This is a genomic window from Shewanella chilikensis (assembly GCF_002836945.1).
GTDB lineage: Bacteria > Pseudomonadota > Gammaproteobacteria > Enterobacterales > Shewanellaceae > Shewanella > Shewanella chilikensis.
Genome location: NZ_NIJM01000011.1, coordinates 73,587 through 97,323 on the forward strand (window position 1 = coordinate 73,587; position 23,737 = coordinate 97,323).

20 protein-coding genes and 1 pseudogene are annotated in these 23,737 nt (G+C 54.5%); all 21 read left to right on the forward strand.

The features are described from left to right. Positions 1-2: 2 nt before the first annotated feature. A complete protein-coding gene (locus CX651_RS06125) occupies positions 3-1,223 on the forward strand; it encodes a type II secretion system F family protein (RefSeq protein ID WP_039034081.1) in 1,221 nt (406 codons plus the stop codon). Beyond that, positions 1,223-1,717: an MSHA biogenesis protein MshF gene (locus CX651_RS06130; protein ID WP_101054734.1), complete on the forward strand. Its 495-nt coding sequence runs from the start codon at positions 1,223-1,225 to the stop codon at positions 1,715-1,717. Before CX651_RS06125 ends, CX651_RS06130 begins: the two co-directional genes overlap by 1 nt. A gap of 64 nt (positions 1,718-1,781) precedes the next feature. After that, the gene (locus tag CX651_RS06135; RefSeq protein ID WP_039034083.1) at positions 1,782-2,384 is read left to right on the forward strand and encodes a pilus assembly FimT family protein; all 603 of its coding nucleotides are present in this window, start codon (positions 1,782-1,784) and stop codon (positions 2,382-2,384) included. 34 nt (positions 2,385-2,418) lie between these two features. Then, positions 2,419-2,922: a prepilin-type N-terminal cleavage/methylation domain-containing protein gene (locus tag CX651_RS06140; protein WP_101054736.1), complete on the forward strand. Its 504-nt coding sequence runs from the start codon at positions 2,419-2,421 to the stop codon at positions 2,920-2,922. 15 nt (positions 2,923-2,937) lie between these two features. Beyond that, positions 2,938-3,453, forward strand: coding sequence for a type II secretion system protein (locus CX651_RS06145; protein ID WP_025888270.1), 516 nt, complete (start codon positions 2,938-2,940; stop codon positions 3,451-3,453). A 108-nt stretch (positions 3,454-3,561) separates the two neighbouring features. Continuing rightward, the gene (locus CX651_RS06150; RefSeq protein WP_101054739.1) at positions 3,562-4,029 is read left to right on the forward strand and encodes a pilus assembly FimT family protein; all 468 of its coding nucleotides are present in this window, start codon (positions 3,562-3,564) and stop codon (positions 4,027-4,029) included. Beyond that, positions 4,019-4,519, forward strand: a complete 501-nt coding sequence (locus CX651_RS06155) for a prepilin-type N-terminal cleavage/methylation domain-containing protein (protein ID WP_101054742.1) — start codon at positions 4,019-4,021, stop codon at positions 4,517-4,519. Before CX651_RS06150 ends, CX651_RS06155 begins: the two co-directional genes overlap by 11 nt. Then, complete coding sequence (locus CX651_RS06160; protein WP_229839750.1) at positions 4,519-5,355, forward strand: PilW family protein; 837 nt, start codon at positions 4,519-4,521, stop codon at positions 5,353-5,355. The genes CX651_RS06155 and CX651_RS06160 overlap by 1 nt, the downstream gene beginning before the upstream one ends. Further along, positions 5,345-5,818, forward strand: a complete 474-nt coding sequence (locus CX651_RS06165) for an MSHA biogenesis protein MshP (RefSeq protein WP_101054746.1) — start codon at positions 5,345-5,347, stop codon at positions 5,816-5,818. Before CX651_RS06160 ends, CX651_RS06165 begins: the two co-directional genes overlap by 11 nt. 451 nt (positions 5,819-6,269) lie before the next feature. Further along, positions 6,270-9,530 (forward strand): DUF6701 domain-containing protein, encoded by a 3,261-nt coding sequence (locus CX651_RS06170; protein ID WP_146225998.1) that lies wholly within the window; start codon positions 6,270-6,272, stop codon positions 9,528-9,530. Between the two features lie 120 nt (positions 9,531-9,650). Then, positions 9,651-11,093, forward strand: coding sequence for an inorganic phosphate transporter (locus CX651_RS06175; RefSeq protein ID WP_101054751.1), 1,443 nt, complete (start codon positions 9,651-9,653; stop codon positions 11,091-11,093). Positions 11,094-11,301: 208 nt separating this feature from the next. Then, entirely contained in the window at positions 11,302-12,351 is a 1,050-nt protein-coding gene (locus CX651_RS06180) for a rod shape-determining protein (RefSeq protein ID WP_025011854.1), read from the forward strand. Between the two features lie 42 nt (positions 12,352-12,393). Beyond that, the gene (gene mreC / locus CX651_RS06185) at positions 12,394-13,272 is read left to right on the forward strand and encodes a rod shape-determining protein MreC (RefSeq protein WP_101054754.1); all 879 of its coding nucleotides are present in this window, start codon (positions 12,394-12,396) and stop codon (positions 13,270-13,272) included. Next, complete coding sequence (mreD, locus tag CX651_RS06190; RefSeq protein ID WP_071238668.1) at positions 13,269-13,757, forward strand: rod shape-determining protein MreD; 489 nt, start codon at positions 13,269-13,271, stop codon at positions 13,755-13,757. The genes mreC and mreD overlap by 4 nt, the downstream gene beginning before the upstream one ends. Position 13,758: 1 nt before the next feature. Then, a complete protein-coding gene (locus CX651_RS06195) occupies positions 13,759-14,361 on the forward strand; it encodes a Maf family protein (RefSeq protein WP_101054757.1) in 603 nt (200 codons plus the stop codon). 131 nt (positions 14,362-14,492) lie between these two features. Beyond that, a complete protein-coding gene (gene rng / locus CX651_RS06200) occupies positions 14,493-15,959 on the forward strand; it encodes a ribonuclease G (RefSeq protein WP_044735291.1) in 1,467 nt (488 codons plus the stop codon). Next, on the forward strand, positions 15,959-20,281 hold the full coding sequence (locus tag CX651_RS06205) for a YhdP family protein (protein WP_101054760.1): 4,323 nt from the start codon (positions 15,959-15,961) through the stop codon (positions 20,279-20,281). Before rng ends, CX651_RS06205 begins: the two co-directional genes overlap by 1 nt. Beyond that, a complete protein-coding gene (locus CX651_RS06210) occupies positions 20,205-21,050 on the forward strand; it encodes a carbon-nitrogen hydrolase family protein (RefSeq protein ID WP_101054763.1) in 846 nt (281 codons plus the stop codon). Before CX651_RS06205 ends, CX651_RS06210 begins: the two co-directional genes overlap by 77 nt. A gap of 36 nt (positions 21,051-21,086) precedes the next feature. Next, entirely contained in the window at positions 21,087-22,535 is a 1,449-nt protein-coding gene (tldD, locus tag CX651_RS06215; protein ID WP_071475647.1) for a metalloprotease TldD, read from the forward strand. Positions 22,536-22,892: 357 nt separating this feature from the next. Further along, on the forward strand, positions 22,893-23,291 hold the full coding sequence (locus CX651_RS06220; RefSeq protein WP_101054766.1) for a hypothetical protein: 399 nt from the start codon (positions 22,893-22,895) through the stop codon (positions 23,289-23,291). Between the two features lie 319 nt (positions 23,292-23,610). Beyond that, positions 23,611-23,737, forward strand: a pseudogene (locus CX651_RS06225) (alpha-amylase family glycosyl hydrolase); the annotation flags it as partial.

Sequence of the window (23,737 nt, forward strand, 5' to 3'; positions counted from 1 at the left end):
TTATGCCGCTTTATGCCTATCGGGGCCGGGATGCCGGCGGTGAACAGGTAAAAGGGCAGCTGGATGCCGCCTCCGAGAGTGCGGCGGCCGATCAACTGCTGGCCAGAGCCGTGATCCCGCTGGAACTCAATGAGGTCAAAGCGGGCCGGGATCTTAGCCTCAAGGGCCTGCTCAAACGCAGAGTCAGTCTGGATGAGCTGCAGATCTTTACCCGGCAGATGTATTCCCTGACCCGCTCCGGCATTCCTATTCTGCGAGCCATTGCCGGGCTGGCGGAGACCACCCACTCCAAGCGGATGAAAGAGGCGTTGCAGGATGTCTCAGAGCAGTTGACCGCCGGGCGGCCGCTGTCGTCGGCGATGAACCATCATCCGGACGTGTTCGACGCCTTGTTCGTCTCCATGGTGCATGTGGGAGAAAACACCGGCAAACTGGAAGATGCCTTTTTGCAGTTGTCCGGTTATATCGAGCGGGAGCAGGAAACCCGCAGACGGATCAAATCTGCCATGCGTTACCCCATGTTTGTTCTGTTGGCGGTGGTGCTGGCACTGGTGATCCTCAATATTATGGTGATCCCCAAGTTCGCCGAAATGTTTTCCCGCTTCGGTGCCGAATTACCCTGGGCGACCCGGTTGCTTATCGGTACTTCCAACCTGTTTGTCAATTATTGGCCCTTGATGCTGGTGGCGCTGGTGGTAACTGTACTCGGGGTGAGTTATTGGCACAAAACCGAGCAGGGGGAAAAGCAGTGGGATCGCTGGAAGCTGCATATTCCGGCGGTGGGTTCCATCATAGAGCGCTCGACTCTGGCTCGTTATTGCCGTAGTTTCGCCATGATGTTGAGCGCCGGGGTGCCCATGACTCAGGCGCTCAGCTTGGTGGCCGACGCTGTGGATAACAGTTATATGCACGACAGAATCGTCAACATGCGCCGCGGGGTCGAAGCGGGGGAATCTATGCTGAGGGTTTCCAATCAGAGTCAGTTGTTTACGCCTCTGGTGTTGCAGATGGTGGCGGTTGGGGAGGAAACCGGCCGCATAGATCAGCTACTCAATGATGCCGCCGATTTTTATGAGGGTGAGGTAGATTATGACCTCAAGAACCTCACCGCCAGGCTGGAACCTATTTTGATCGGCATAGTGGCAGTTGTGGTGCTGATCCTGGCGCTGGGTATTTATCTGCCTATGTGGGACATGCTCAATGTGGTCAAGGGAGGCGGCTGATGCCAAGCCAGCATCAGGCTGAGGAAGATCTGCTGCGAACCTTTGCCAGTCTGGCGGCGCTGTTGATTTTGCTGATTATTTTGGCGGTGTTGGGAATGCGTTATTTTTCTGCTGTGGACAAGGTATCGGCCAGAGGGCTGCAGCTTGAACACCACAGGTTGCTGAATGTGATAGCTATGGTGAGATCCCAGTGGTTGCGTTTGGGGCGCCCTGAACAGATGCAATTGGATTGGCAAACATTGGATCACGAGGTGCAGCCAAGTCCATTGACAATGAATCCGGCCGGTTGGCCACAGGCACCCAGCCGGAATGACAAAGGCTGCGAGGTGCTTTGGCAGCAGCTTCTGGGAGGTCTACCGGATAAGGCGGTGATTCAAGCTCAGTTTATCAACCGGGATCAAAGCTGTCGTTATCTGAGCCCTGCCGGTGACAGTCTGAGCTATCAGTTGGACACTGGAAGGGTCATTTTTTTGACGTCAAATACAGATTATTGACTAAATGGTTTTTTATCTTAACGGAGCTGCTAATATCCATGGCGAACAGGTGGAGGAAACCTAGATGAAACGACAGATGCAAGGCTTCTCGTTAATCGAGTTGGTGATAGTAATAGTTATCCTGGGCCTGCTGGCCGCAACTGCTATTCCGCGTTTTTTGAATGTGACAGATGATGCCGAGGATGCCAGCCTCGAAGGCGTGACGGGTGGCCTGGCTACGGCGGTGAGTTTTGTACGCTCCCAATGGGAGGTTGATGGTCGCCGTAATACGTCAGTGCTCCTCGATGGTATTTCCGTGTCTTTGGACACCCGTTTCGGTTATCCAACCGGCACTGGCAATACTTCGGCCACTTCCATGGATGATGCCAGTTGCCAGCAAGTGTTCAACACAGTACTGCAGAGTGCGCCTAAGAATGTGCTCTATACCGCTGACGCCAGAGAACAACGTTATACCGTCAGAGCCCTGGATGGTGCAGGTGTAAGTGCTACAGCCATTGACGGTACTTTAATAACCGGGCTGGATCTCTGTGTTTACCATCAGGTGGCATCATTGGCACTGAACCAAAGTTCAGGCGTGGCAACACCGGCGCCGGATCTCAACACCACAGGCGCCAAGGGTATTACCTATAACCCGGGAACCGGCCAGGTCTTGAGTTTCAGCAACTGATTGAATTGTATTTTTTGAACCAAAGGAAAGCGCTATGCGAAAACAACAAGGTTTCACCTTGATAGAATTGGTGGTGGTGATCATCATTCTCGGTATTTTAGCTGTGGTAGCAGCGCCCAAGTTTATCAATCTGCAATCCGATGCCAGGGAGTCCACTCTCCAGGGAATGAAAGCGGCACTTCAGGGAGCCAATGCCATGGTGTATTCCAAGGCAGCCATTCAAGGTAAAGAGGGGGCAGCGACAGCTTCAATCATCCTTGATGATAAAGGAAATGCTGATGCCAGTGATGACATCAGTGCTAACGTTGCGTTTGGCTATATTCAGCAGAATCAAGCAGATTTGGCTGTAATTCTGGATATTGACTCCTCGGAGTGGACCATTATCGGAGCACCTTCAGTTACGACGACACTGACAGATGCAGCAATTATTCACCCAGCAGACCTGACACCTTCAGATACTGCTTGTTGGGTGGAATATCTCCAATCCTCAGCAAAAGGTGCTTTGCCCAGCTACCATGTTGAAACATCAGGCTGTTAATCCAGAGGACTAAAAATGAATAAACAACAAGGTTTTACGCTAATTGAATTAGTGGTGGTGATTATTATTTTGGGGATCTTGGCTGTCACCGCAGCGCCTAAGTTTTTGAATCTACAGTCTGATGCCAGAGCTTCAACGATTAAAGGTTTGGAGGCTGCTATCAAAGGGGCTGATACCTTGGTTAACTCCAAATCCTTGATTGCCGGCAATGAAAAAGTTGCTTCGGATGCTTCTTCTGCTCCGAGTGTAATTGTGGATGCAGGGAACTCAGTGTTGTTGAACTATGGGCACGCACTTCCTCAATGGGCTGACTCTTTAGCCAATGCATTGGATATCAATGCTTCTGATAAAGGTACCTCAAGCGAATGGCTTTATGTTGAAGATTCTCAAGCCAAAACGATTTACTTTTATCCCCAGGGAAGTAACAGCCCCAAGGCCGCGAATGAACCTGGAACTTGCTATGTTGAGTACATCAACAATCTTACCTCATATGGGCCAATTACTGTGAATGCAGTTACTACAGGCTGCTGATAGCCCGTAGCTGAAAAGGCCTGCCAAGCAGGCCTTTTTTACGTCAGGATTCAAACTATTGAGCTTATTTGCCATACTTGAGCGGGGATAGCGTTGGCGGGAAATCATATGGCTGCGACCAAGGGTACAGGCGCCCGGGGATTCACTCTGGTGGAGTTGGTAGTGACTATCATGTTGCTGGCCATTCTTTCTGTTGTGGTGCTGCCCAAATTGGTATCTTCCAGTAGTTACAGTGCCTGGACGCTGCGACAGGAATTGATTGCCGAGCTGCAAAAGACCCAGATGTTGGCACTCAATAATCCCGACCGCTGTTATCGACTCACTATCAGCAGCGGCGCTTATCAACTCAGCCATTTGACCCAGGATTGCGCCACCCTTATCCGCAGTAATAGCGCCGAAAGCTTGCCGCGCAATACCCGGATACTGCTTCAAAGTAACGGCGCTGACAGTTTTCAGATCCAGTTCGATGCTTTGGGCCGCACCAACCTTGCCTGCAATGGCGCCTGCCTCTCTGTGGTCGCCGATGAAACCCTGACTATCGCCATAGAGTCCGAGGGTTATATCCATGAGGGCTGAAGCGCGGGGATTCACCCTGATAGAGCTGGTGATCGGCATGTTGGTGCTCGGTATCGCCCTGGTGCTGTTGACCAGTGTGCTGTTTCCCCAAAGCGATCACGCGGCGCAGACCCTGCATAGAGTGCGCAGCGCAGAGTTGGCTCAGGCTGTGATCAATGAAATCTGGGGCAAGCGTTATGATGAGCATAGCGGCGCCAACGGTGGTCTACCCGCCTGTGACGGTTTGGGCGGTGTCAGCTGTACCCGGGTTAGCGATTATGGCCCGGATGGTGAGAGTCGGGATCAATTTGACGATATCGACGATTACCACGGTCTTAACGAGCAGAGCCTGATGCTTAATGCCAGCCGGAATTATCTTAAACACTATCCAGGCTATCGCCTCAGCGTTCAGGTATCCCAGTATCAAGCCAACAGCAAGCTGGTGACTGTCACGGTAACCACCCCGGCAGGCGAAGCTATCCGTTACGACGTGCTGAGGAGTAATTTCTGATGCACAGCAGGCAGAGTAAGGGATTTATGCAGCTCAAAGGACAGGTTTTCGCCAAGGGCTTTACCTTGGTGGAGTTAGTCACTGTGATCCTTATCCTGGGGGTTCTGGTGGTGGGTGTCAGCAGCTTTATTATCTTTGGTACCCGTATCTTTGTGGATTCTACCGCCGTTGACAGAGTGCTGGGCAGCAGCCGTTTCGTGATGGAGCGCCTGAGCCGGGAACTGCGTAATGCCGTGCCTTCCAGCCTCAGGTTGCAGTCCAGTTCTCAGCTGCAGTGTTTGGAGTTTCTGCCCATCAGTGCCAGCGGCAGCTATCTGTCATTGCCACTGGCGCCGGATGTCCAGGCGGACAATGCCACAGCATTTGCACCGGCAACGGCGGTTTCGGCCGGTGAACAATTGCTGGTGTATCCGCTGACCAATGCGGAGGTTTATGGCAGTGGCAGCAACAAGCGTCACGCTATAGAGAAGGTCACTGCCAACGGCTCACTGCTGACCTTGCAGTTTGCCGCTGCGGTTAATTTTGCCGAAGCCTCGCCGGCGAAGCGCTTTTATGTGGCCGGGCAACCTGTCAGCTACTGCTTTTCTTCCGTGGATGGCAGCATTCGCCGTTATAGCCACTATGGTTATCATGCCGGCCAACCTCTGCCCGATACCATGGGCACTGGAGCCTTGATGGCCGAAGGCTTGAGTAATGATATGGCCACCAATCCGGCGGTGCGTTTGCTGCCTGCGACTCTGGTTAACAACGCCATAGTACAGTTGCAGCCGCAGTTTGCTGTTGTCGGCGAGCAGTTTCAGTATCAACATCAAGTGCAGGTGATCAATGTTCCCTAGTCGAAATTATCACTGTTATGCGCAAAAGCATCAGGGCGGCAGTGCCTTGGTGATAGCCATCTTTGTAATATTGGTGATGTCGCTGTTGGCGGTGACTCTGTTGCGGGTTGGCGGCGACGCCGACGAGGGCGTCAACCTGGAAGTCTGGGGCTTAAGGGCGCTCAATGCTGCCAACAGCGGCGCCGATGCGGCCCTGGCCAGGCTGTTCCCCTTAAGCGGCGGCACTGCCGGTTGCGCCGCCGTGGGTTCAAGTTGGACGGTGCCGGACGTGACCGGGTTTCATGGCTGTAATGTCCAGCTCAGTTGCGAGACCTTAAGCCAGGACTCCATCCCGGGCAGTGCCAAGTTGTATCGTATCCGCAGCAAGGCGGTATGCGAGAGCGGCAGTTGTGGTGTGGGCGCGGCTGATGACAGTCAATGTCTGAGAGTGAGCCGGGTTGTGGAGGTGGAAGCCCGTGAATAGATACTTGTTGTGGGTTATCACCTTATGTTGCTCTTTTCAGGCAATGGCCTTTGAGGTTATTGATAATATTGAAATTTTCCCAGCAGTGGTGCAAGGGCATCATGGTAATAACAATCGGAATTGTAATGCGCAGGGTACTTCATCTCTAACCTTATATAACAATGCTAAAATCAATGGAACCCAAGGGATGGCATTGAAGTATTGCTCAATAAATAACGGGTCACCTACGGATGCGTGTGATGATGGTAACGGTGGGCGAATGCAATGCCAGATTGCCAGTTCTAGTGTTGGTGGCTTCAACCTTAATGCCAACGAAAATCGATTTAAGACGAGTACCAGCTGGAGCTCGATTTCTGATTGTGCAACCCTGACCCAGCAAAGTGCCGTGCAAAATATGTGGGGAAGGCTGTCAATCTACAGTGGTTGTGTGGGCACGTTCTCTAATGCGAATATGGAATATCGTTTCCGTTCAATGGAGCTTGGTAACAATACCAGGTTAATGTTGGCACAGGGAGATTATTGGCTGGAAACCTTGCAGCTTAATAAGGGCGCCCAGTTGGATGTGCAAGGTAACAGCCGCATTTTTATCTCTAATAATGCAGAATTAAATGGTGCGACTATTAACGTGGCTTCGGGTGGGCAATTGACCATAGTGGCCTACAATGACCTGACATTGAATAGCGATAGTACAGTTAACGGTTATGTATACGCCGATGGTACGGTGACTTTAAATAATAGAGCTGTGGTGAATGGCAGGGTAACCAGTCGCCATTTGGTAATGAATAGTGATACTCAAGTTAACGAAGTCATAGTGGATCCTCCACCGCAGGAACTGCATTGTTTCAAAGATTATTTTAATTCGGCTTCTCTATCGGCAGATGATTGGGCCATCAAGGTGCTGGGCAATTCAGTGCCGCCCAGCATAGTGGGTGGGCGTCTGCGTTTGACTCCTGCCCGGGGCAATCAGGCAACCTCCAGTACCTATCAGCGCTTGTTTCCGGCCGAAGGCAACCTGGTAACAGTTGAATTTGATTATTACGCTTGGTCGCCCCGGCGTGGCACCGGCGGTGATGGGGTGGCGGTGATCCTTTCTGATGCGGCTGTGACGCCGCAGCCGGGCAGTTTTGGTGGCGCCTTGGGTTATGCCCAGCGTAATGATGGTACCCCGGGTTTTGCCGGAGGCTGGTTGGGGGTGGCACTGGATGAATACGGAAATTTTTCCAACCCTACAGAAGGGCGTGTCGGAGGCCTGGGGGAGATTCGACAATCTGTTTCTATTCGTGGTTCAGAGGCGGGTTCTTATCGTTACCTGAAGGGGACGGAAGATTCTATCAGTCCCGGTATTGATGTTCGAGGTTCTCAGTCTCCTGCGCCGGGGCACAAGTATAAGATTACTGTAGATTCCCGCCAGGCCAACATGGCCATGGTGTCTGTTGAGCGAGATACAGGTGCCGGTTACCAAACTCTGGTGAGCCCATTCAATGCCCGTAACTTTCCTGGCCAAAGCCGTGTGCCGACAGATTTTTACCTGTCGCTGACCGGCTCTACCGGTGATGCCAACAACAACCATGAGATAGACAATTTCAAGGTTTGTGCCCTGGAGTCAAAACCCGTGGGCGAGCAGGTGCATCATTTTGAGTTTGATTACAGCAGCGCGCCTTTTACCTGTCGCGCCGAACCCATCACCTTGAGGGCCTGTAAAAATGCCAGCTGCTCAGAGCTCTTCACTGGTACTGTCACCGCCAATCTGAGCCCTAACCCCGTCAGTAACGGCCGTTGGTTGCCGGCAAGTTCGGTGACTTTCAACGGTGGCAGTACCCAAATTCAACTGCAAAAGTTTGATCAAACGCCGCTGACACTGGGGGTTTCCTCCTCGACACCGGCCACACGCCCCGGCAGTGATACCCTTTGCCGAAGTGGCAGCGGTCCCTTGAGTTCGGCCGCCTGTCGCCTGAGTTTTGCCGATAGTGGTTTCATCTTTGATGTGGCAGATAAGCTGGCCAACAAGCCAGAGACGGGAGTGCTAGTTAAGGCTATGAAGTCAGATGGCACAGCCCAGTGTGTACCGGCCTTTGCCAGTACCAACAAGACGCTTTCGTTCTGGAGTGAGGCGCTGTCGGTAGTTGTCGGTTCACCCAAGGTGCAACTGAAACCGACAGGCGCCCTGAGCTGGCAGGATATAGGCAGCAGTCAAGCTGCCGCCACGCCGCTGACCTTGGCCTTCGATAGTCAAGGCCAAAGCCGAATCGATATCAATTATGCCGATGCCGGTCGGGTCGAGTTAAACACCCTCTATACGGGAACGACCAGCGAAGGGGATGCCGGGCTGGTGATGCACGGCGCCGATGATTTTGTCAGCTTCCCGTTGGGATTCTGTATCGAGGTAGAGCAATACTGCCAGGCCGCGGATGCCTCCTGTGCGCCTTTTCGGCGAGCGCAGGAAAATTTCCCACTTAGCATCAGCGCCAAAGCCTGGGCGGATAATGGTAATGCCGATCTCTGTAAAAACCTTACTACTCCGTCCTATCAACAGGCGGGTCTCTCTTTATGGCATAAGTTGATTGCACCGGCTTCAGGTCAACCCGGTGAACTGCAACTGCAGCAGTATGATCATCTGCGCCAGCAAACGCCTGAGAATAACCGGCTCGCTCAGGCGGTCAGTGAGGTTGGGGTGTTTGAATTCGGCGTCACGGCGCCTTTGCCCTACGAGGGCAGTGTGACCTTCCCGAGTTTGGTGGCCAGTGCTTATTGGCAGGGGCCGAGCGGCAAAACCAAAATGCCAGTCGGGCGTTTTGTGCCGGCTTTTTTCCGAGTCGATGAAGCCAGTTTGCTGCCCGCCTGTAATGGTTTCAGTTATATGGATCAGCCATTTGAAGTCAGTTATAAAGTCAGCGCCTTGGCACTGGATAGGCAAGTGACCCAAAATTATGTCGGTGATTTTGCCAAGGCTTACAGTCATTATCAGGCAGTCAATCAATTCGACGGAGTGGCCTTGGACAGCCGGGTTTCGGGGGGCGAGATCACTTCAGATACCTGGGTGGATGGCCTGGCTGAGTTCCAAGGGCAACTCAAGTTTGCCCGTAAGGACCCGGTTGCAACAGACGGGCCTTTCCCGCTTTTGGATATAGGCCTGGAAATTCAGGATCCGGACAAGCTTGCCAAGCTGCTGGACAGCAATATGCAAAGCGATTTCAGCGGTGACTGCTCTGTGGCAGGCAGCTGCAGCGCCGTGCGTCTTGGTAGCCAAAAGATGCGTCATGGGCGTTTGCTGTTGGACAATACCTTTGGCCCGGAAACCCAAATCTTGAGCATGGCGGCGAGGACAGAGTATTGGGATGGCAGTGGCTGGCGTTTGAACGAGCTGGATAACTGCAGTGTGTTCAACACGCCGCTTGAATATCAACAGGATCAACTCACCCTGGGTTACCGCTATGAACCTGCGCTCAGTGCCGGGCAGAGTATTAGCCGCTTCGCCAGCGGCGGCAACACAGTCACTGCCTTTGGCGGTGAATTTGAACTCTTGTGGCGTGCGCTCGGAAGCTCCGGCTATCGCGGTAAGGTGACGGCGCCGCTCAAAACGCCTGAATGGTTGCAGTGGTACTGGAATTGGAATGGTCTCAATGACGGCACACTTAGCGACCCCAGAGCCAGTGCTTTCTTTGGCCGTTATCGCGGCAACGACAGGATCATCAGTTGGCGGGAAGTTAACTGAAGCCGAATCACCACAGTGTGAAGCAACTCACTAAAGCGCCAAGATGTAGATAATTTAACTTTGTCTTCAACTCACATTGAGCATAATCGACAGCCTCTGCTGTATTTGGCTGATTAAATTATGTTGGAAGCGCTTGCGGGTTTGGGGTGGATCTGGTCTTTGGGGCTGATCCTGGCTGTACTTTTTGTGTTGGCATACGAGTTCATCAATGGCTTCCACGACACCGCCAATGCGGTAGCCACTGTGATTTATACCAATGCCATGCCGGCCAGAGGCGCAGTACTGGCTTCGGCGCTGTTCAACTTTGCCGGGGTGTTGCTGGGGGGGCTCGGTGTGGCTTACGCCATAGTGCATCTGCTGCCGGTCGGGCTCTTGTTGGACATGGACTCCTCCCAAGGCCTGTTGCTGGTGTTCTCCCTGCTGTTCTCGGCCATCGTCTGGAATTTGGGTACCTGGTTCTTCGGTATTCCCGCCTCCAGCTCCCACACTCTGATAGGCTCCATCATGGGGGTCGGTGGTGCCTATGCCTGGCTCAACGGTCAATCGCCGCTGGATGGAGTCAATACCGGCAAGGCGATAGATATCATGCTCTCCTTGCTCTTGTCTCCAACCCTGGGCTTTATTCTGGCGGCGATTTTGTTGTTGGTGATGAAACGTATCTGGCGTAAGCCCAAACTGCATCGCACTCCGGCGGAGCAGATGGCGGTCAATGGCAAGAAGCACCCGCCATTCTGGGCCCGGATTACCTTGATAGCCTCAGCCATGGGGGTGAGTTTCGCCCATGGTTCCAACGACGGTCAGAAGGGCATAGGCCTGGTGATGTTGGTGCTTATCTGCATGGCGCCGGGGTATTTTGCCCTGGACTTGAACAGTCAAAGCTTCGATATGGATAAGGCTCAGGATGCCAACCGGCGCATCATGGCCCTGTATGAGCGCAACCCGCAGCTGGTGGCTAACTTGGGTGAGCACGCCGCCGACAGTCGCTGTCAGGACTCGGCCATAGCTTCGATGCAAAGCCTGGATAGGCTCCTTGAGCAAGGGAATACGGTTAAACAGCTGACCCAGGAGCAGCGCCGGCAAGCCAGGCAGTTGATCCTTTGTATCGATGACAGTACCCGCAAGTTGGCCAAGCAGCCATTGCCCGCTGCAGACGTTAGTCAGTTAAAACATTGGCGTGGTCAGCTTAACGTCATTACCGAATACGCGCCGCTATGGGTCATAGTGGCAGTTGCCCTGGCGCTGGGTTGCGGCACCATGGTGGGCTGGCGCCGGATTGTGCACACGGTTGGCGAGAAAATTGGTAACGGTGGCATGACCTACAGTCAGGGTATCGCCGCGCAGTTGACCGCCGCCGGTTCTATCGGTATCGCCAGTATGACAGGCATGCCGGTATCTACCACCCATATCCTGTCTTCGGCCGTGGCCGGCACCATGGTGGCCAATGGCTCCGGAGTACAGAAAAACACTATTAAACAAATTCTGTTGACCTGGGTACTGACACTGCCTATGACCATAGTTTTGTCGGCCGGGCTCTTTATGTTGGTGCAAACCTTTTTTGCTTAATAAGCACACAAATCATGTCAAGGGATTGGCATGATCCAAGCTTTTGGCAACTTTATCTCAGCGCATTGCGACAGCTTTTACAGATATATGCCAAAAACCCTCACGGATTAGCGAATGTTAACCCCGCGAGTCTTGTGGAATGCCGGAGGCATTGATAAAGTTAGCTGATTTTCATTTCTTCTGACTCCACAGAATACAGGCTAGTTACATGTTCAAGAAGCTGCGTGGCATTTTTTCTAACGATCTGTCGATCGATTTGGGTACAGCTAACACTCTCATTTATGTTCGTGAAGAAGGCATTGTATTGAATGAGCCTTCCGTGGTCGCCATCCGTGGCGAACGAAGCAGCTCTGGGCAGAAATCCGTGGCCGCAGTCGGTACTGAGGCGAAGCAGATGCTGGGACGTACCCCCGGCAATATTCAGGCCATCCGCCCAATGAAAGATGGGGTTATCGCCGACTTCTATGTAACCGAAAAGATGCTGCAGCACTTTATCAAGCAAGTGCACAACAACAGCTTTTTCCGCCCAAGCCCTCGGGTACTCGTGTGTGTGCCTGTAGGTGCCACTCAGGTTGAACGCCGCGCGATCAAGGAGTCAGCTATGGGTGCCGGCGCCCGTGAGGTTTACCTGATTGAAGAGCCAATGGCGGCCGCCATAGGGGCCGGCCTGCCGGTTTCCGAAGCCACAGGCTCCATGGTGGTGGATATAGGTGGTGGTACCACTGAAGTGGCCATCATCTCGCTCAACGGCGTGGTTTACTCCTCTTCCGTGCGTATCGGAGGTGACAAGTTTGACGATGCCATCATCAACTATGTGCGCCGCAACTACGGCAGCCTGATTGGTGAAGCCACGGCCGAACGCATCAAGCACACAATCGGCACGGCTTATCCAGGCGATGAAGTACTGGAGATTGAAGTGCGCGGCCGTAATCTGGCCGAAGGGGTACCGAGAAGCTTTACCCTGAACAGCAATGAGATCCTCGAAGCGCTGCAAGAGCCGCTGTCGGGCATTGTCAGTGCCGTGATGGTAGCACTGGAGCAGTCGCCTCCGGAGTTGGCGTCCGACATCTCTGAGCGCGGTATGGTGCTCACAGGTGGTGGTGCCTTGCTGCGGGATCTGGACCGTCTGCTGATGCAGGAAACCGGGATCCCTGTAATGGTCGCCGAAGATCCGCTTACCTGTGTGGCCCGCGGCGGCGGTAAAGCACTGGAGATGATCGATATGCACGGCGGTGACCTGTTCTCAGAAGAAAACTAATACTTTCCAGCACAGGCGGTATCTTACCGCCTTAGCTTTTCTATGAAGCCTATTTTTGTTCGCGGTATTTCAAATCAGTTCAGGTTGACATTGGCAGTGGTCATGTCGGTGATCCTGCTGGTTGCCAATGATCGTCTCGAACCTGCGAGACAGTCGCTGGCATCCTTACTGAGCCCTCTACAGTACCTGGCCAATGTGCCAGGTGAGCTGCTGGATTGGTCTGCCCAGAGTCTGGCGACCCGTGACATGCTGGAGCAGCAAAACAAAGAACTCTTGCGCCAGCAACTGCTGATGAGTGAAAGACTGCAGCGTTTTGAACACCTGCGCCAGGAAAACCAACGCTTGCGTGAACTGCTGGGCTCGCCGGTGCATATGGACTCGCGCAAGATGGTGGCCGAGGTGATGGAAGTGGCCAGTGACCCCTTCCATCATTATGTGGTGATCAACCACGGCAGTCGCAACGGCGTGTTTGTCGGTCAGCCGGTGGTGGATGCCCAGGGGGTTGTCGGCCAAGTGGTACAGGTCAGCGAACTCACCGCCAGGGTGTTGCTGCTCTCCGACCCCAAACACGGCTTGCCGGTGCGTATTACCCGCAACGATGTGCGCCTGATAGCCAACGGTATAGGCGAGCTCGATGAGATAGAACTCAGACACGTGGCCAAGAGTACCGACATCAAGGTCGGCGATCTGCTGGTGACTTCTGGGCTTGGCAACCGCTTCCCGGAAGGTTATCCGGTGGCGCGGGTGATTTCGGTTTCCCGGGACGATGGCCAGAGCTACCTCAAGGTCACGGCGCAGCCGCTGGCGGCGCTGGACCGAATCCGTTATCTGCTGCTTATCTGGCCTGAAGACCATCCCGGCGCCAAGCCTGAGTCACTAGAGCCGGCTGCAATCGACGCCAACAGTGGAGCCGAATCATGAGTCTGGAAAATGCCAATGGCCGTTTGGCGGTATGGCTGACCCTGTTGCTGGGTATGCTGCTGCAGATCATGCCGGTACCGGAAATGTTCAGCGCCTGGCGCCCCGATTGGTTGGTGCTGGTGATGATCTATTGGGCCGTGGCACTGCCTCATAGATACAATATTCTCACCGCCTGGGTGTTGGGGGTGCTGCTGGACATTCTCCTGGGGGCTACCCTGGGGATCCGCGCACTGGCCATTTCCCTGGTGATCTATGTGGTGGTACTGCACTTTCAGAAGTTGCGTAACTTCCCCATGTGGCAGCAGTCTTTGGTGATCGCCAGCCTGATCTGCTTCTATCATCTGATTATTTTCTGGGCCCAGTTTGTGGTATCAGGGGCGCATTTCACCATGGAGCTATTCCTGCCTTCCCTGTCCAGCCTGGTCATTTGGCCCTGGGTCTTCTGGATACTGCGCCGCGTCAGGCGCCACTACAAGGTACGTTAATATGCCGCTGATTTTGGCCTCAGCCTCCCCCAGACGCCGCGAGCTTTTGGCACAGCTGGCGCTGGGAAATCCGAACTTTGGTTTTGAGATCCTGCCCGCCGATATCGACGAGAGTCATCAAGCCGGGGAAACCCCGCAGCAGTTTGTCAGCCGTTTGGCCGAAGAGAAGGCGGCTGCAGGTTTAGCCCTGTGGCGCGGGAACCCTGAACATCAGCAAGGGTCTGATACTCTAGTGCTGGGCTCAGATACTATAGTGGTATTGGGCGACAGAATTTTGGGTAAACCTGTGGACAAGGCCGATGCCTGCGCCATGCTCAAGAGCCTGAGTGGCCGCAGTCATCAGGTGATGACTGCCGTGGCCTTGACCGATGGCAAGTGCACAGAGGCGGCTCTGGTGGTCACCCAGGTGTACTTCTGCGACTTGAGCGATGCCGATATTCAGGCCTATGTTGCCTCGGGCGAGCCCATGGACAAGGCGGGAGCCTATGGCATTCAGGGGCTGGGTGGCAGCTTTGTCGCCAAGATTGAAGGCAGTTATTCGGCGGTAGTGGGCCTGCCCATGGCTGAAACCCGGTCGCTGTTGCACAAGGCCGGTTGTTTGTAAGCTCGCTTACACAAACTGACGAATTTTTAGCAGCTTTAACGCCCGCCAGTCGATAAAATCAATGAATTAACATCCAACAAGGGTAAATCGTGAATACCAGTCGCACAGTCAATAGCAAGGCTCCGCGGAAGATGGGGTCAGAACTGCTGATCAATGTGACGCCCACGGAAGCGCGAGTCGCATTGGTAGAACACGGTGTCCTGCAGGAAGTGCATATCGAGCGGCGTATGAAGCGCGGCCTGGTGGGCAATATCTACAAGGGCAAGATCAGTCGGGTTTTGCCCGGGATGCAGGCGGCATTCGTCGATATCGGCCTGGAAAAGGCGGCCTTTCTGCATGCCTCGGACATAGTGCCGCACACAGAGTGCGTTGCCGATGTGGAAAAGGGCAACTTCGTGGTGCGTGATATTGCCGAGCTGGTACGTCAGGGCCAGGACATCATGGTGCAGGTGGTCAAAGACCCCCTGGGCACCAAAGGCGCGCGGCTGACCACAGACATTACCCTGCCTTCCCGTTACCTGGTGTTTATGCCGGGCTCAAGCCATGTGGGGGTTTCCCAGCGAATAGACTCCGAAGAGGAGCGGGCGCGGCTGAAGAAGATTACCCTGCCTTTTGTCGACGATGACGGCGGCTTTATTATTCGCACCGCGGCCGAAGGCATAGGTGAGGATGAACTGGCGCAGGATGCTGCTTTCCTGCGGCGGGTGTGGGCCAAGGTCAGCGAGCGGCGCAAAAGGCCCAAGGCCACGCTGCTGTATCAGGACTTGGCCTTGCCGGTGCGAATTGTCAGGGACTTTGTCGGTGCCGAGCTCGATCGCATTCAGGTGGACTCGGGCCACACCTTCGAGGAACTGCTGCATTTCGCCCAGGAGTTCATGCCGGAAATTGCCGATAAGATAGAACACTACAGTGGCCCGGCGCCGATTTTCGATCTCTACGATGTGGAGAATGAGATTCAGCGGGCGCTGGAGCGTAAGGTGGAACTCAAGTCCGGTGGCTATTTGATCATCGACCAGACAGAAGCCATGACTACTGTGGACATTAACACAGGGGCCTTTGTCGGCCACCGTAACCTCGAAGAAACCATATTCAACACCAACCTGGAAGCGACCCAGGCGATTGCCCGTCAGCTGAGGCTGCGTAATCTGGGCGGCATCATCATTATCGACTTTATCGATATGCTGCAGGATGAGCACAAACAAAGGGTGCTCAACAGCCTGGCCACGGCACTGGCCAATGACAGGGTCAAGACCAATATCTCAGGTTTTTCCGGCCTCGGCCTGGTAGAAATGACCCGCAAGCGCACCCGCGAGAGCCTGGAGCATGTACTTTGTGGCGAGTGTCCTGCCTGCCGTGGTACCGGCTCGATGAAAACAGTGGATACCGTCTCCTTTGAGATCTTCCGCGAGATCATCCGTCTCAACCGCACCTATGATGCCGATGAATTCCTGATTTACTGTGCCCCTGCGGTACACGCCTGCCTGTCCGATGACGAGAACCACCTGGTGGCTGAACTCGAAGTCTATATCGGCAAGCGTATTCGCATTCACTGCGAGCCCATGTATGTGCAGAGTAAATATGATGTGGTGATGGTCTAGTGCGGCTGTCTTTTTGCCCTCGAACCCTTGGCCGCTATTGCTGGCGCACTTTGGCCGTGACCTTGGTGCTGTTTGCCTTGATGGTGAGTCTCATCCGCGGGCTGTTGCCGCAACTGGATGAAGCCAAGCAGCAATTGGCCGACTATGTCGAGCGCGAATATGGCGTCGAGGTCCAGATAGGCAATCTGTCGGCCCGTTGGCAGGCTTTCGGCCCGGCGCTGACGGTTGAGGACTTGGTGTTGCCGCCGCAGGAGCGTTTGCCGGTGACACTCATGATCGACAAGGTCGATGTCAAACTGGATTTTTGGCAGAGTCTGATGACCGCCGGCCCGCAAGTGGAAGACGTGATCTTCGACGGGGTGCAACTGGCGCTGGATCTGGATCATCTGGGGCAAAAATCGACCGCGACTCTTGATACTGAAAGTAAACCTGCCCCAGCCACCAATATCGATTGGCTCTACGCTTTGCTGCTGGAGCAGCTGGACCGTTTTTCTATTCGCGATGCCAGTGTGCAACTGCTGTCCAGCAGCCATGATTATCGTCCCATTCATCTGCGGGACCTCAGTTGGCGCAACAGCGGCAAGTTGCATCAGGGCAGCGGCGCTCTCTATTTGGACGAGCTGGCAACGGCGACCGAACAACTCACTCTCAGGCTGGATCTCAAGGGCGATGGCTACAAGCCTGATAGTATCAAGGGCCAGGCCTATCTGCAGGCGCAGTCGCTGGATCTAGGTAAGTGGGCCTCGCGCCAGCCCAATCCCTACGATCCGCAAACCAAGCTGCCACTGGAGGGCGTGATTAACCTGGAAGCCTGGATTGAGTTTGCCAACCGTGGCCTGGAATCCGGGGTGATCAAGCTGTTGCCCAGCTGGCTGCGCTGGTCGCTCAGAGATGAGCCACAAAAATTTGCCATAGACGGTGGAGTGATCGCCTGGCAGCCCATAGCCGACGGCTGGCGCCTGGACAGCAGCGAGCTCAAGCTGGCAACCAATGACAAGCCTTGGCCCAAGCTGGAGTTTCACGCCATGGAAACCGCCGGGGTGCTTTATGGCAAACTCAATGAACTGCAACTCGATGGCTTGTTGCCGCTGTTACCGCTAGTTCCCGGCATGCCCTTGGAAGGCTTGCGTACCTGGCAGCAACTCAAGCCTCAGGGCAAGCTCGGGCCTTTGGCTATCTATCGCCCCAAGGACGGTGAACTGCAGGCCAAAGTGGCGCTGGAGCGGGTTAGCTGGCAGCCTTCCGAGTCCATCCCTGGCAGCACACCAATCGATCTTTCTCTGGGTTGGCGGAACAACTTCCTCAGCGCGGCACTGCCTAGCCAGGACTATAAACTGGACTTTGGCGATGGTTTCAAGGCGCCGCTCAGTTTTCGCGCCGATGCCTTTGAGCTGGGCTTCTCGCTTGAGCGCCAGGCGCTGGTGCTGCCGGCACTGCATCTGGGCAATGACGACATCAGCCTGGACGCCTCGATGCGTTTGCTGCTGGCCGACAAGCCACACCTGGCGCTGTCTTCCCGGGTCAAACTACTCAACGCCGCCAATGCCGGGCGTTATTTCCCGCGCCATGCCATGGGTGAGTCACTGGCCGATTATCTGGAAGGCGCCATCAAGGCCGGTCGTAGCGATGATGCCGCCGTGGTCTGGCACGGTGAGCTGGCCGGATTTCCCTATCAAGATCATTCCGGGGTGTTTCAGGCAGGGTTCAATCTGACCCACGCCGAATATGCCTTCCAGCCGGATTGGCCGGCGGTGACAGACTTGAGTCTCAAGGCGCTGTTTGAAAATGCCCGGATGGATCTCTGGGTCAATAAGGGCAAGCTGTTGAATGTGGCGGCCGATGGCGCCCATGTCTATATCCCCAAGATGGATCACCGGAGTCTGCTGCGGGTCGAGGCGCAACTGGCGACTCAAGGGCAGGATGCCACTGAGGTGTTGCAGCGCTCGCCGCTTAGAGACAGTGTCGGTATCACCCTGGATGTGGTGCAGGTTCAGGGGCCTGTCAGCGGCAAGCTGGATTTGAGTATTCCGCTCTATGACGGTGAAGAGGCGCAGATCCTCGGTGATGTCCAGTTTGCCGGGGTGCCGATTTATATCCGTGAGCCAGGGGTGCTGCTGGATAAGGTCAGCGGCAAGGTGAGTTTTCATAACGAGGTGGTCAAGGGTGAAGGCTTGAGTGCCAGCCTGTTTGGCCAGCCGTTGCAGTTTGGGTTCGATACCGGCAAGGTCAATCAGAATATGGGGCTCAATGCCAGGCTCAAGGGCCAGTGGAACCTCGCCAACTTGCCGTCCGAGCTGGATAATCCTCTCAGCGATTTTTATCAGGGCGCGTTGGATTGGCAGGGGAATCTGAAGCTGATCTTTGATGAGATAGGCTATCGAATTCAAGCCAATGTTAATGCCAATCTCAAGCAGACAGAGTTGCTGTTGCCGCCGCCTTATCAAAAGGCATCTGGGCAGGCGCTGACGCTCAAGGCCGAGCTGCTCGGTGACAACAAGACCAGCTCCCTGGGCGTGCGTCTGGGGGATAAGGCCGAATTCTGGGGTGGCTTTGATGCCGACTCAGGTAAGGGCCTGAAACACTATGACCTGCTGCTGGGGCGCCTCTATCGCAGCGGCGATCAGTTGCAGAAGCAGGATGGTCACTTACGGCTGGCCCTGGATGAGGTGGATTTTGCCCAGTGGCAGCCGCTGATCAACGCCTTTGTCGGCGGTGGTAACCATGACGAAAAGGCTGCTGGCGAGAGCCAAACAGCAGTTCAAGCCGTGACTCAAGCTAAGACCCAGGCCAAGACCCAGGATGAGACTCAAACCGAGAGCACGGCCGGCACTACAAGCATTGCAGCCGACAAGGCCTTCTTCCCTCCGCTCAAGGGGATAGAGGCCAGAGTGAAACAGCTCGAGCTACTGGGGCAGCGTTTTACCGAGTTGCAACTCAGTGCCCGCCCCGGAGAGCATGCCTGGCAGATAGAGGGACTGTCACCGGAGTTTTCCGGTCGGGTAGAGATCTATCCGGATTGGTACAGCCAAGGATTGAAGTTGGTGGCCTCGCGCCTGTATCTGAATCCGATAGCGGCAGCAGCGGCTGAGCCCGATTCCAAAGCGCAATCCGAGCCCGAGCCTGAAACCAATCTGCTTCAGGGCAGTGACCTGCCGCCGCTGGCGGTGGAGGTGGATGATTTCCGCTATCAGGATATGGCGCTGGGGCGTTTGTTGTTGCAGGCTAACCCGTCGGCGACGGGCTATCAGATCCAGACCTTGGCGCTCAGCAGCAACGATGCCAGTTTGCAGGGCAAGGGTGAATGGCTGAGCCGTGATGGTAACAACCGGACCCAGGTCGAGCTCAATCTCAAGGGAGATAAATTTGATCTGTTGGCTACTCGCTTGGGACTGGATCCCGGCGTGAAAGACTCGCCGCTGGAGGTCAAGGCCGAGCTCAACTGGCTGGGGGCGCCGCTGGCGTTTAATCTGGAGAGTCTCAGCGGTAAAGTACGTTTCGATCTCGGCAAGGGGCATATCGAACAGCTCAGTGACAAGGGGGCGCGGATCTTCTCTCTCTTTAGTCTGGACTCGCTTTTACGCAAGTTGTCACTGGACTTTACCGATGTGTTTGGCAAGGGCCTGTATTACAACTCCTTTGGCGGCGATCTGACCCTGGAGAACGGGGTGCTCAAGACCACCAATACCGAGATGGACGCCATTGCCGGTAACATGAAGGTGCGCGGCTATACCGATCTGGTTACCGAGAGCCTCAACTATGATATTCGCTTTGTGCCGCAACTGGCCTCCAGCGTGCCGACTGTTGTGCTGCTCAGTACCAGCGCCTGGACCATGGGCCTGGGGGCTTTTGCCCTGACCAAGGTGCTGGAACCCGTGATTGAGATTATTTCAGAGATACGTTTCCGCTTGACCGGCACCATGTCAGACCCCAAGCTGGAAGAGTTGGAGCGAAAGAGCAAAGAGATAGAGATCCCTGAGTCTGTATTGCCACGGCAACCCAAATCGGCGCCTGGGAAAGGACAGACTCAAGTGCAGGACGATGAGCCTGCGGCCACGGATGCAGGCCAAGGTGATCAAGCCAAGGACAACAAAGCCAAAGTGCTTAATAGCGACCAAGAGAGGGCTGTTGAAGAGGGTGGCGCTGAGGCTGAAAAGCCTTTGCCTCAAGCCGATAAAGTCACGCCGCTGCCGCTCAAATCGCCGAGTGAACCCAAGACAGAAGTGCCAGTGAAACAGGAAGTCGAACATGCAAGTCAGTCTGCTACAGTGTCAGAGTTGCCGCGAGCCGGAACAGAACCTGCAATTTATCGTCTCGCAGCTTGAGACTCTTCCCCGCCAAGATAATGAACCCCAACTCGTGGTGCTGCCCGAGTGCAGCCTGCTGTTTGGCGGCCATGAGAGCATGCAGTTGGCCTGGGCCGGTGAGCCTGGGCAAAGCCCGCTCAAACGGCGCTTGGCCGAACTTGCCACCCAGTTTCAGGTATTCCTGCTGGCCGGCTCTATTCCGGTAGCCAGTGGCGATGGCCGGGTTTACAGCCGCTGTTATCTGTTTAATGATCAGGGGCAGGTACTCGGCGACTACGACAAGCTGCATCTGTTTGACGCGGTAGTGACCGACGGTACAGGCCAATACCGCGAGAGCGATACTTTTTGCCCGGGTGAGCGGATAAGCGTGGTGGATACCCCTTTTGGCCGCATCGGCCTGGCTATCTGTTATGATCTGCGTTTCCCGGATCTGTTTCGGGCGCTGCGTTTGCAAGGCGCCGAGATCATCGCCTTGCCCTCGGCCTTTACCAAGGTGACAGGCGAAGCGCACTGGGAAGTGTTGCTCAGAGCCAGGGCGATAGAAACCCAGTGTTTTATACTGGCGGCGGCGCAATGGGGCCAGCATAATCAAGGAAGCCGCGAGACCTGGGGCCAGAGCATGATAGTCGACCCCTGGGGACGCATTCTGGCGCAGAAGGCCGAAGGCACAGGCTGGGTGCAGGCATGTTTGGACAAGGCCGAGTTAGCGCGGGTGCGCAGCGCCATGCCCGTAGAGACACACAATAGATTTTTGCCGCCGCAACTGGGCGACGGTAAGCGGAAATAACCAACAAGGCCACAGGGCCGGATTGAGAGAGACCCAATGCCATTTTTAACCCAAGTGGGACAGAGTTTACTGCAAGAGGGACTGCACCTCGACGATCTGCAAACTTACCTGGAGCGAATCCACCAACACCAGGTGGATTTTTCCGATCTCTATTTTCAGGGCAGCCGTCATGAAACCTGGGTGCTGGAAGATGGCATAGTCAAGGAAGGCAGTTTTCATATTGAGCGTGGTGTCGGTGTTCGAGCCATCAGTGGTGAAAAGACAGGTTTCGCCTACGCCGATGAGATAACCCCCAAGGCCCTGGCTGCCGCCGCCGATGCCGCCAGAGGCATAGCCCAGACTGGGGGCAGCTATCAAACTCAGGCCTGGAAGCGCCGCGGCGCCAAGGCGCTGTATCTGAGTGAAGATCCGATAGCGGCACTGGAAGAGGGCCGTAAAATTGCCCTGCTCAAGGAAGCGGATGCCTATATCCGCAGCCTGGATAGCCGCATCATTCAAGTGGTGGTCAGCCTGGCCGGAGTGCATGAAGAGATACTGGTAGCTGCCAGCGATGGTACTCTGGCGGCGGATATCCGGCCGCTGGTACGCTTCAACTGCTCGGTGATCCTCGAAGAAAACGGCCGCCGTGAACGGGGCGGTGCCGGTGGCGGTGGTCGTCACCACTATCAAACCCTGATGGCTGCCGCTGATGACGGCCTGCCCATGTGTTTTGCCTTTGCCCGCGAGGCCGTGCGTCAGGCACAGGTCAACCTAAAGGCGATAGACGCCCCTGCCGGTGAAATGCCTGTGGTTCTGGGCGCAGGTTGGCCCGGAGTCTTGTTGCATGAAGCGGTTGGCCACGGTCTGGAAGGTGACTTCAACCGTAAGGGCAGTAGCGCCTTCAGCGGTAAGATTGGCCAGCAGGTGGCCTCCAAGTTGGTCACTGTGGTGGACGATGGCACGTTGGAAAACCGCCGTGGCTCGCTGACCATAGATGATGAAGGTACCCCGGCGCACAAGACAGTGCTGATTGAGAACGGCATTCTCAAGGGCTATATGCAGGACAAGCTCAATGCCCGCCTGATGGGGCAAAAGCCCACCGGGAATGGCCGCCGCGAATCATATGCTCACTTGCCTATGCCGCGGATGACCAACACCTATATGCTGGCCGGTGAGTCGGCGCCCGCCGATATTATCAAGTCGGTGAAAAAAGGCCTCTACGCCCCCAACTTCGGTGGCGGTCAGGTGGATATCACCTCGGGTAAGTTTGTGTTCTCGGCCTCTGAAGCCTACCTGATTGAAAACGGCGAGATCACCAGTCCGGTGAAGGGGGCGACCTTGATAGGCAACGGCCCGGAAGCCATGGGGCAGATCTCCATGGTGGGCACAGATCTTGAACTCGACAAAGGCGTCGGCGTCTGCGGTAAAGACGGCCAGAGTGTCCCGGTCGGGGTTGGGCAGCCAACGCTTAAACTGGACCGTCTGACGGTCGGCGGCACAGCCTGAGAAATGCTGTCGAATCCCTGATTCGGCAGCTGAGTTTAGCGCTGGTTCATGCATTGCTCTTGGGCGAAGTTGATAGCCGCTGTGGCGGCAGAAAGTCTTGGAGCAAATGCATCCCTATTAATCTAAATCGATTGTGATCTTTGCAGAAACAGGCTTAAGCCTGCCGCAGGCAGGCCTGGCAAGGGCAATTCTGCATGAACCTCCGAAAGTGAGCGTCTCAGAGAGTTTCATTTCCAAAAATCCGTCGTTATTTATCAGAGAGTGACACCTTGCAGCGGGCTTTCTTGCAGCTCGGAAAGTGTTTAGGGTGTCCTGTATATTCCTGCTGTATATTGGGTTAGAGAAGGAGCTGGATAAATGAGAGTCGAATTAAAACTTTTTATCATATCTATGTTATTTATGGTTACAGGTTGTAATAGTACAGAGGCTGAAGCTATGGATTTTTGCCCCCCAGAAATTGAAAAAGAAGCCAGAGAAACATTAGGCTTAGTAGGCAAGGAATCTATAAGCCTGCATGAACTTTTAGCATTAGCTGGCAGTAAAAGTTTGGTTTACGAGCCTTATGAGATTGACAATAAACCTCTAAATTGCTCGAACATTAAATTGAATAGTGATTATCTTTCGTACATGGTATATGCAGGATTCAATGAGACTAAAGAGTATAAAAAGTCATATCTAGTGATAGCAAACTCAATGGAAAGCAAAGTGCTTTATATTGATAAGAGGTATATGTATAAGGCCCCAAAAATGTTCTGATTATTAAAATAATGTTTTGAATCCAAAGCCTCGAACTCGCGAGGCTTTGTTTTATCAGGTAAAGGGGGCTTGGCTTGGGTTTGTTTTCAGTGAGCAACGGCTCAATGACAAAATCCGTTAGGTACCAAATTCAATTGGGTTATCTGCTCAGGTGAAAATCCGTGGCGATTCAGATTGGTAAAGAGTGTGCGAAATATACATTAGGTCTGCAAAAATACAGGACATCCATAAAAAAGACAGGACAGCCATATCTTTTTGATGTTTCGCCCAGGCTTGACTAGGCTTTGAAATACCCATCAAAGCTCAGTCGAGGTTGGTTATGACCACCGCCCGTCGCCAGTTGATAGATGCTGAAAGTACGCCCTTTTACCACGTGATTAACCGTTGCGTGAGAAGGGCATTTTTGTGTGGTGAAGATGCACTGTCGGGGCGCAGTTACGAGCATA